Source organism: Olivibacter sitiensis DSM 17696, assembly GCF_000427965.1.
GTDB lineage: Bacteria > Bacteroidota > Bacteroidia > Sphingobacteriales > Sphingobacteriaceae > Olivibacter > Olivibacter sitiensis.
The window spans coordinates 174,085-184,078 of sequence record NZ_ATZA01000004.1 but is presented as its reverse complement, the minus strand read 5'-3'; the positions used below and the strand labels follow the sequence as shown (position 1 = coordinate 184,078).

Below are 9,994 nucleotides of genomic sequence, written 5' to 3'. Positions count from 1 at the left end.
AGACCCCTTTGGGATTACTGTTGCGCTTAACCTCCCGGCTGACTACCGATTTGTCCCTGCCGATGATAACGGCGATCTCCGAGATCTTCTTTCCGCTCGCTCTGTAAGCCTGGATTTCGTACCTTTGTTCCAGGGTTAAATGTGATTTTTCCATTCGCAATTCAAAAGTCGTTTTTTTCCCTTAAACATGCCAATTGGGGGTACCCCCAATTGGCATGTTTATTTCAACCTTTGTTGCATTTCTTAATTGAACTTACGCAGCCTTTTTTCTGGTTTTATACCGAGGGTATTTCTTGATTTTCATCATCTGCCATAGAGTGCTATTAATCCACGAAGCCAATCCAAATGCTGCTGCTTGAGTTGGGAGGATTTTAAGCGCCAGCCCCAGTTGATGCCCACCGTGGCAGGAGTATTCATCCGCGCACGCTCATCGAGCGATAGTATATCTTGTATGGGTATAATAGCCAGATGGGCCACGGAAGCATAGGCAAGCCTAATCATGTCTTTCGCCACGGTAGTCTCGGTAACTTTATGTCCAATATATTGCTGTAAGCGCCTCATGCTCGTTTTGTCCAACTCTTTTCTATACCATCCTACAGTGGTATTGTTGTCGTGGGTGCCCGTGTATACTACCGAGTTCTGGCAGTACTGATGCGGTGCATGTAGGCTATCTGGCAGATCCTCGCCAAAGGCAAATTGCAATACCTGCATACCGGGCATATGAAATTTATCCCGTAAAGCATATACTCCTTCGTTGATATCTCCCAAGTCTTCGGCAACGAAAGGCAGATCTCCAAGGGTATCCTTCACCGTTTGGAAAAAGTTTACCCCCGGTCCCGCTTTCCAGTCACCATTGATGGCCGTAGACTCAGTTGCCGACACCTGCCAGTAGTCATGAAAGGCCCTGAAATGGTCTAGGCGCAACACATCAAATAATTGAAGATTTTTCTTCAATCGAGCTATCCACCAACGATAATTCTCTTTTTTGTGTGCTTGCCAATTGAAAACGGGCATACCCCAGAGCTGCCCTTCGGCATTGAAATAATCGGGCGGCACCCCTGCTACGGCTTCTATCTGGCCATTTTTATCCAATTGAAACAGTTGTCTATTGGCCCATACGTCCACGGAGTCGTAATTGACATAAATGGGTAGGTCTCCAAAAAGGCGCACATCCAGCCCATGGCTATACGCTCTCAATTGCTGCCACTGGCGCATGAACTGGAACTGTTGCCATTTTACCTCCAGCATATACTGTGCATAGCGCTTGCCTGCAGTTGCCAAGGCATTCTTTTGACGCATTCGAAGAGCTTGAGGCCACAGGTACCAAGCCTTTCCCCGTTGACTTTTCTTGATGGCCAGGTATAGCGCAAAGTCTTCCAGCCACTCCTTTTCGGTATCCATAAAACGCAAAAAATCGGCATAAGCAGCAGATGATCTGTTGTCGCAAAATCGGTTGAACGCCAAGTGAAGCAAGGCTTGCTTAGCACGTTCCGATTGAGGGTAATCGACTACCCCATCGTTGGGTAAAGTATGTGCTTTCAGTTCCTGTGCGCTCAGCAAACCATCAATGGCCAAGAGTTCTGGACTGATGAACAAAGGATTTCCTGCAAAGGCAGAAAAAGCACTATAAGGGGAATAGTGTTCTTTATCTCCCGCAGGATTGAGGGGCAACAATTGCCAATAGCCTTGCCCGGCTATGGCCAGCTGTCGAACGAACGCCTTGGCTTCTGGCCCTATGTCTCCTATGCCGAAGGCGGATGGAAGGGAAGAAATGGCCATTAAGATGCCGGCGGCTCTTTTCCTCTCTTTCTTTTCTACATTGAGTAGGGCAAGGGGCAACGAGCATTTCCATAGGGCGGCGAGCATCAGGCGGTCATTTTCTGCCTGAAACGATACTCCCTGAATGATTTCCTTGCCACCGGCAGGCCAATGTGTGGGCCACTCCACATGGGTGTTCTTCCAATTGATATCTTCGGGCGGGCAATTTTGCTCCTGAGAAAGTGCCGCTACATGTATGCCCATTATGGTAATGCTCCACCTGTTTTTATATTGACGGGCAAAAGCCAGTACCTGCTTGCGGTATCGCCCACGCACGCGCAAAGGGATGTATTCGCCTTGGGCAAACAGATCGGCATGGGAACGCCTGTAATGCAGTAAGCTATCCATAAGCCATAACTTGGGCATTGCCCGTGGACCAGCCTGCCAAAGAGCCAGTAAATGAGGTTGTTCCTTCTGGAAAGACCTTAGGCGCTCTTCCCGAAAGGGATAGTCTACAGGACGGCGGTTATCCGGATCTACCAAACTCAAATCCCAGCCTTCTGTTCCCTGATAAATATCTGGTACGCCCGGAGCGGTTATCTTCAGCAGTGTTTGTCCTAGCGATGAAAGCATACCTTGGCATGCTACCTCCTCTTGTAAAGGGAGCCACACTGCTTTATACGGTTGGTCATCATCTAAAAGCACATGTGCAAAATGGATGCATTTCTTTTCGTAAGGTTCGTTGGGTCGGGTCCAATTGCTATGCCTCTTGGCCTCCCGTAGTGCCTTTTGCCAATAGGCCGTTAGCCTTTGTTCATAATCGTCCTTGTCGCTGTCAAATGGATAGGTGGCCACCAATGTCTGGTAGATAAGGTAGCGGTCATTGGCATCGGGCAATGTGGCTGTATTCAGGTGCTTGATCGCATGTTCTAAGTCGGCCACAACCTGTTGCCACCGTTGAGGTAGGCAGCTGAGCGCATGCAATCTGGCACGCGTATCCTCCCCCCGTTTGGTATCGTGCGTGGCGGTGGCGCTCATGGCCAGTGGCCAGTACTGTTGCCGATATTGCATGGCTTTGTGAAAGTTGCTCTTGGAGATACCAAAGGCGTCAGGTGCATCGCCCACCTCGTTGTGCACCACAAAGCGGTTATAGGTGTACATGAGCGTATCTTCCACTCCCTTGGCCATCAATGGCCCGGAAAACTGCATAAGCCTTTGATAAAAATAAAGCCATTTCTGCCGGAATTTTGTGGTTCTGGGAACAGATTTATCCAAGAACAGACCCTCCAAACAATGAATAGCTTCCAACAAATGGGGTTGCTGTTCTTTCATTCGTTCAAACAGAGATCGCCAAGCTTTCCGCTCTCGTGGAAGAAGGGGTAAGCGATTGCCGTAATAGCGATAAACGGGGCAATATACCAATGTGTACGCTATGGTTTCCCGAAGAGCTTGTTCACCAATCTGTCTAATCGTATTTAAGGATATCAAACGCAATTGCTTGAACATGTGGAGCAAATTGCCGACTTCCCCTTGCATGTTGCTACGCCATATAAGCTCTTTCTTGTCCAAAATCTGCTGTGCCACGCTTGTTCGGTCGCCCACTAAATCTTGATAAAGACGGTCAAACTGCGATTCACTGGATCCCATAGTAAATAGGCGATTGGACAAAGCAAGAAAATCATATCCAGATGTGCCCTGCAGAGGCCAGTCAAGTGGCAGGCATTCATCAGTCTCCAGAATCTTCTCGGCCACAATATATACTTCCGGGCCCACGAGATTGCGGAGATCATCCAAATACTTCTTTGGATCAAAAAGCCCGTCGATATGATCGATGCGAAGTCCTCTGAACAGACCTTCATCTACCAAATCCTTGATGAGCCCATGAGTCAGACTAAATACATCATCGTCCTCAACGCGAATGCAAATGAGCCCATTAACTGTGAAAAACCGCCTATAATTTATCTTTTCGTCCGTCTCTAGCCAGTGGCACAATCTGTAGTGCTGAATCTGACAGAGGTGTAGTAGGTTCTCGGTATTCGTGTTTACCTGTTCCAATGTGTCAGGGCTAATTGCAATGCCCTTTTTGCCTTTATCGGCATTCAGGTTTCTCACGAAATCGTGTCCTTCGGCATTGACGGGATAGGCTTGGTCAAAGTAGCGCAACTGTAATTTTTTACCATTCCACTCCAATTTAAGCTCTCCTTTGTCTATAACTTCTTGCAATGGACTGCCTAAAAAGGGTACCATAATAGGGCCATGAAAGAAATCGCTCGCATAACTAGTGTCAAATAGGTGGGCATACGTTGATGTCTTTCCTCTTTCCAGTACGTCCATCAACCACGTATTAGACGGATGAAAAGCCATGTGGTTTGGCACGATATCCTGCACCCAGGCGATAGCGTGCTTTTGCAATTTCGCGATCAGATTCCTTAGCTCGGCGAGCGTGCCGATTTCTGGATTGATACGAAGTGGATTGACCACATCATAGCCATGATTGCTTCCCGCTACAGCTTCAAATACGGGCGATGCATAGACACTGCCTATACCCGACTGACTTAGGTAAGGCACCAATCTGCTGGCATCCTTGAACGTAAAACGACTGTGGAATTGCAAACGGTAGGTGGCTATGGGGTTTATTGTTTTCATGCACGAAAAATTTAGAGGCTTATTCTGTAAATGGCCGCACTTTCTGGCGATAAGGTAATGCCATCCTTATAATAGCTTTCCTCGCGAGTTCCCATAAAAAGGGGGGACTCGGTGTCCAATACCTTATGCATGGGATAATCATTGTTTACGGGAATGCATTGCTGTTGCTTACCGAAATTAAAGAAAAAGAACAACGATTCATTTTCGTCCCAGCGGTTCAATATCAAGCTTTGCTGCGGACCAAGCACTACGGTCTCTACCCGTGTCCTATCCAGTGTGTGCCATGCGGCATGCTGCTTGCGGAGCGCAATCAGGGTTTTGTATAGCCGCCACATCCCATAGTGGTGTTCTCCTGCAAGCAGGTTCCAATTCAACTTTGATCTATAAAAAGTACTGGCATCCATAGGGTCTGGCGCCTCCTGTTCGCCATGGAAATCCTTGAATTCCTCCTTTCTGCCTTTTCGTACCGCCTCGGCCAGCTGTGCGTCCGTGTGGCTCACGAAGTACTGAAAAGGTTGTGTCTCCCCATATTCTTCGCCCATGAACAACATGGGTAGATAGGGCGCGGCCAACACGGCCGTTGCCATCACTTTTTGAAGGCCAAAGCTGTACAGCACACTGCTACGTTCGCCCAGCATGCGATTACCCACTTGATCGTGGTTTTGGGAAAATACGACAAACTGCCTTCCCTCCGCCGCTGATGCCTTGTTGCCAAAAGTTTTCTTGCGATGAGGCGAATAGAGCCCGTCATACACGTAAGCGTCTACGTAAGATTTGGCCAAATGGGCTATAGGTTCAAAGTCGGAGTAATATCCCTGTCTTTTTTCGCCGACACTTACGCGCAGGGCGTGATGAAACTCATCGATCCACTGGCCGTGCAGCCCATAGCCACCAATTTTTGCCTCGTTAATATAACGTACATCATTGAGATCACATTCCCCTATAAGATAATAATTCCTGCCCGTATGGCTACTAAGAAGATCGGTATGTTCGCGCATGGACTGGAGAATGTGCTTGGCCCCGAGATCTTTAAGTGCGTGCACGGCATCCAGCCGAAGGGCATCGACATGGAAGTCGCGAAACCATAGGAGCATGTTCTCCACGATGTAGCGCCTTACCTCATCGCTATAGGCATCATCCACGTTCACCGCCTTGCCCCAGGGGGTATGGTATTTATCCGTGAAATAGGGAGCGTATGTTTCCAGGTAATTCCCTTCTGGGCCTAAGTGATTATACACCACATCCAGCACCACGGCTATGCCCTTTTGGTGGCAAGCATCCACCAAGCGCTGAAATGCCTTTGGGCCACCATAACTATGCTGCACGGCGTAGGGAAAAACGCCATCGTATCCCCAGTTCCTATCCCCGGGAAACTGGGCGATGGGCATGACCTCTATCGCATTGACACCTAGGTCGGACAAGTAATCCAACTTGCCTATGACTGCATCGAAAGTTCCCTCTGGTGTGAAGGTCCCCACATGCAGTTCATAGAGAATATAATCTTCCTGTGGAAAATTTCGCCAATTGGTGTCTTGCCATTGGTGTTCGTTCAAGTCCGTTATTTCCGAATAACCGTGCACTCCATCAGGTTGATAGAGCGAGCAAGGATCGGGGAACGTATCCTCGCCATTGATCCTAAATTTATATTTATGGCCTACCAAGGACTCGTTCAGCGTGGTTTTCCAATACCCTTTTTTATCTCGATTCAGCTTTCGTACCGTCCCATCTTCCAGCACAATAACGACATCTTCCTGCAATGGAGCCCAAACAGTAACTAACGTGCCTTCAGATGCGGTGACATTGACACCCAATGTCCTTTTGTCAGTTTGCCATTTCATTTGTCCGAGATTATGAGTTGCGATTTCCTCGTTTTTTCTTTCCGTTTAGCGGAGCATGTAATAGCACGATCGATCGTCCGTCGACCTTCACCACATCGCCAGGTTTGTAGCTTTCCTCGTCGCCCACTTGGGCATCGGACGTGTCCAAGATCTTTGTCCATGTGCGCCCATATTTTTTTTCGGGAAGCTTATAGTCTATGGACTCATAGTGTGCGTTGAAGACCACATAGAAATGATCATCCAAGATTTTCCTGCCTTTCTGGTCGACGGATCGAATCCCTCTTCCATCTAAGTATACGGCCAGTGATTTGGCAAAATCCGTGGCCCAAGCTTCCTCGGGCATCATACTGCCCTCGGGTAGAAACCACACGATATCTTCCACGCCTGCACCCTTGATTTCTTGCCCCATAAACCATTTGCGTCGGCAAAACGTAGGGTGATCCTTACGAAATTGAATTAATTTCTTGGTAAATGATAGTAAATCGGCATCGGCCTGATCCCATTTATACCAAGATATCTCATTGTCTTGACAGTAGGCATTGTTGTTTCCAAATTGGGTACGCCCCATCTCGTCCCCCCCCAAGAGCATGGGAATGCCTTGGGAAAGGAATAAGGTGGTCAGGAAATTCCGTTTCTGTTTTTCACGTAGTGCCAGCACGTCTTGATTGTCCGTTTCGCCTTCTTCCCCACAATTCCACGAACGGTTGTGGCTTTCACCGTCCCTATTGCCCTCCCCATTGGCGTCATTGTGCTTCTCGTTGTAGGAAACCAGGTCGTTCAAGGTAAAACCATCATGGGCCGTGATGAAGTTGACACTGGCGGTAGGTCTGCGATAGTCGTCCTCGTACAGATCGGAACTGCCGGTAAACCGAAAGGCAAACTCGCCCAATTTGCTGTCCTCACCTCGCCAGTAGTCGCGAATGCAATCGCGATACTTGCCGTTCCACTCTACCCAGCCAGCAGGGAAATTTCCTACCTGATAGCCCCCTTCACCCACATCCCAAGGCTCGGCAATGAGCTTCACTTGGGAGATAACAGGGTCTTGGTGGATGATATCGAAGAAGGCGCTCAACTTATTGACGTCGTGAAACTCACGGGCCAGCGTGGACGCCAGGTCGAAGCGAAAACCGTCCACATGCATTTCCAAGATCCAGTAGCGCAAGCTGTCCATGATCAGTTGCAGCACATTGGGCAGATTAGCATTCAGCGTATTGCCTGTGCCCGTATAATCCCTGTAATAGCGCATATCCTCCATCAAGCGATAATAAGAGCGATTGTCGATGCCCTTGAAACTAAGTGTTGGCCCTAGCTGGTTGCCCTCTGCCGTATGGTTGTACACCACGTCCAAGATAACTTCGATGCCTGCCTTGTGCAGGTTCTTTACCATCTGCTTGAACTCGACAACTTGTTCGCCATTTACGCCACTGGAGCTGTATTTCACGTCTGGCGCAAAAAAGCCAATGGTATTGTAGCCCCAGTAATTGTTGAGGCCATTCTCCTGCAGGTGGCCGTCATTGACAAACTGATGTATAGGCAATAGTTCTATGGCGGTAATACCTAGATCTTTTAGATACTTGATGGTGACAGGATGACCTATGGCGGCATAGCTCCCCCTTATTTCCTCTGGAATGTCGGGATGCGTGAAAGTGAAGCCTTTTACATGTGTTTCGTAAATAATCGTCCTATGGTATAGGGTATTGGGTCTGGCATCGTCGCCCCAGTTAAACGTATTTCTCACCACCACCGATTTTGGCACATAGGGAGCGCTGTCCTGCTCGTTGAAGCTCAGGTCCTTTTCTTCATTGTCTATATCATATCCAAATATGGATTCATGCCAATGGATGGCCCCTGCTATGGCCTTGGCATAAGGGTCTATCAATAGTTTGTGCGGATTGAAGCGATGCCCTTCCTCTGGTCTGTACGGCCCATACACTCGGTAACCGTATTTTTGACCGGGTCTTACCCCCGGTAGATAGATATGCCAAATATCGTGTGTGCGCTCCGTTATGCTGATGCGCTCTTCATGGGCATCGGACTTGTCAGAATCAAATAAGCATAGCTCTACTGACTCTGCATGGCGTGCAAATAGGGCAAAATTCACTCCTTTGCCGTCGTATGTGGCCCCTTGGGGATAAGGATTACCTGGGTATATTTTCCTTTTCATAGATGATGTCGATTGAGCCTGTTGACACTTTTGTCATAGCAGAGAACAAGCCAATGCACCATTTGTTTAAGGCGCTTTCGGTAGCTTCCTTATTGGCCGTCGCCCTAAACGATCCCTTTTCGGGTGAGAAGCAGTTCCAGCGTGTCTGGGGCCGTCAACAATTCGGCGTGGATGTCCAGTTGCTTAGCTGTAGCAATATGCTGCGGACTATCATCAATAAAGAGGGTTTCCTCGGGTTGCAGTCCATGAGCCTTCAGTACATATTCAAAAATGTCGCTGTTGGGTTTGCGCATGCCCATGAGGTGAGAATAATAATCCTTGATGAAAAAACCGGCATTTCCATCCAGATCAAACTCCCGTTTTAGATAGTCCATAATGTATTTGTAATGGATTTCGTTATTGTTGCTCAACAAGAAAATATGGTACTTGTCCTTCAATTGCAACAGCAGGTCGTGTGCGCCATCTACTACTCCTATGAGTAAGGCATTCCAGGCTCGGTCTATCTCCTCATCGGAAAGGTTTGCCTTGCCGGTAATGCGGCGGATACCGTCCCTGAACTCAACGGCCGAGATTTTTCCCATGTCAAAGGCATCAAAAAGTTCACTTTGGCTAGTGTGGGTAAATACTTTTTCTACATCTTTGATACCCAAATCCCTAAAGGCATCTTGTGCCTTTTTAAAGTCGATTTTGAAGATTACATTGCCGTAATCGAAGATGATATTTTTAATATTTTGCATTTTAAATTTTAGAATTCGACTACAAATATGTAAAATTGCACTCGCAAATCAGCAATGGTTGCCGCGCCTATAGCTCAGTTGGTTAGAGTAGAAGACTCATAATCTTTTGGTCCCTGGTTCGAGCCCAGGTGGGCGCACAAATCGAAAAAGTCGTTTTTCCATAAGGGAAAACGGCTTTTTTTATGCTTAAATACTTAATTTCAGCTTTTTACGATAGTCCTCTTGCTCGTGATTTGATTGTCAAATCTTGTTAGTTGTCTCATGTTATTTCTGTGCTTTTTACCTTGAAAAGCATCGGTTTTTAGTGGTTTTGTCTCATTTCTTGTCTCATTTTTCAGAGTATATTTACCTCCCTTTTTAGTGTTTAACAAAGATACAATTTGTTTTCTTGTCGCAATATAGGCTTTCGAGCCGTGGCGAGTTGAATGAGGGTCGTTTGAGTAAAGCTCGATAGAGCGGTCAAACGATATGTTGCCCCAAAAGGGCAATACAAGCTGTTGGCGGTATTTTTGACCAAAAATGGTGACAACGGTGCAGCCCGAATGAATGCGCAGGCGAGCAAAATCAAGAAAAGCGGTTGGATTTTGTTCTATGGAACATAGATCGAAATCCAAGTGAGCTTTTATGAAGCACGACCTTTCGCAAAGCAATACGGGTGACAAACCCCTCTTTTTGTTAAGGTACTTGCAAGTTGTGTTTTTGTACGTACAGCCCTCGTACCTCGGCCGCACCCAACAAAAACCGAACTTGCCCAGGAACGTCCCGACTCCGTTGTCGCAGATCTGTACCGGGAAAGGAAAAATGTCGCAACTCCATTTTTCTCCGGGCAGGCGCCAATTACCAATCGAAAG

Annotated in this window: 6 protein-coding genes and 1 tRNA gene; 1 reads left to right on the top strand and 6 read right to left on the bottom strand. The window is 47.5% G+C overall.

Going from position 1 to position 9,994, the window contains the following annotated elements; all coding sequences use genetic code 11:
* The 5 genes from A37S_RS26540 to A37S_RS0104165 all read right to left on the bottom strand — a co-directional run.
* A partial coding sequence (locus A37S_RS26540; RefSeq protein WP_084163744.1) for a helix-turn-helix domain-containing protein occupies positions 1-154 on the bottom strand: 154 nt, incomplete at its 3' end.
* Between the two features lie 149 nt (positions 155-303).
* Positions 304-4,404, bottom strand: a complete 4,101-nt coding sequence (gene treY / locus A37S_RS23550; protein WP_036601163.1) for a malto-oligosyltrehalose synthase — start codon at positions 4,402-4,404, stop codon at positions 304-306.
* An 11-nt stretch (positions 4,405-4,415) separates the two neighbouring features.
* Positions 4,416-6,242 carry a malto-oligosyltrehalose trehalohydrolase gene (treZ, locus tag A37S_RS0104175; protein WP_028295895.1) on the bottom strand — a complete coding sequence of 609 codons (1,827 nt, stop codon included), beginning with the start codon at positions 6,240-6,242 and terminating at the stop codon, positions 4,416-4,418.
* 10 nt (positions 6,243-6,252) lie between these two features.
* The gene (gene glgX / locus A37S_RS0104170) at positions 6,253-8,406 is read right to left on the bottom strand and encodes a glycogen debranching protein GlgX (RefSeq protein WP_028295894.1); all 2,154 of its coding nucleotides are present in this window, start codon (positions 8,404-8,406) and stop codon (positions 6,253-6,255) included.
* A 104-nt stretch (positions 8,407-8,510) separates the two neighbouring features.
* The gene (locus tag A37S_RS0104165; protein ID WP_051292709.1) at positions 8,511-9,143 is read right to left on the bottom strand and encodes an HAD family hydrolase; all 633 of its coding nucleotides are present in this window, start codon (positions 9,141-9,143) and stop codon (positions 8,511-8,513) included.
* A gap of 63 nt (positions 9,144-9,206) precedes the next feature.
* On the opposite strand from A37S_RS0104165, the gene A37S_RS0104160 reads away from it, so the two are divergent.
* Positions 9,207-9,280 (top strand) — tRNA-Ile (locus A37S_RS0104160).
* Between the two features lie 63 nt (positions 9,281-9,343).
* Here the strand turns inward: A37S_RS0104160 and A37S_RS0104155 are convergent.
* Entirely contained in the window at positions 9,344-9,757 is a 414-nt protein-coding gene (locus A37S_RS0104155; RefSeq protein ID WP_028295892.1) for a hypothetical protein, read from the bottom strand.
* Positions 9,758-9,994 lie beyond the last annotated feature (237 nt).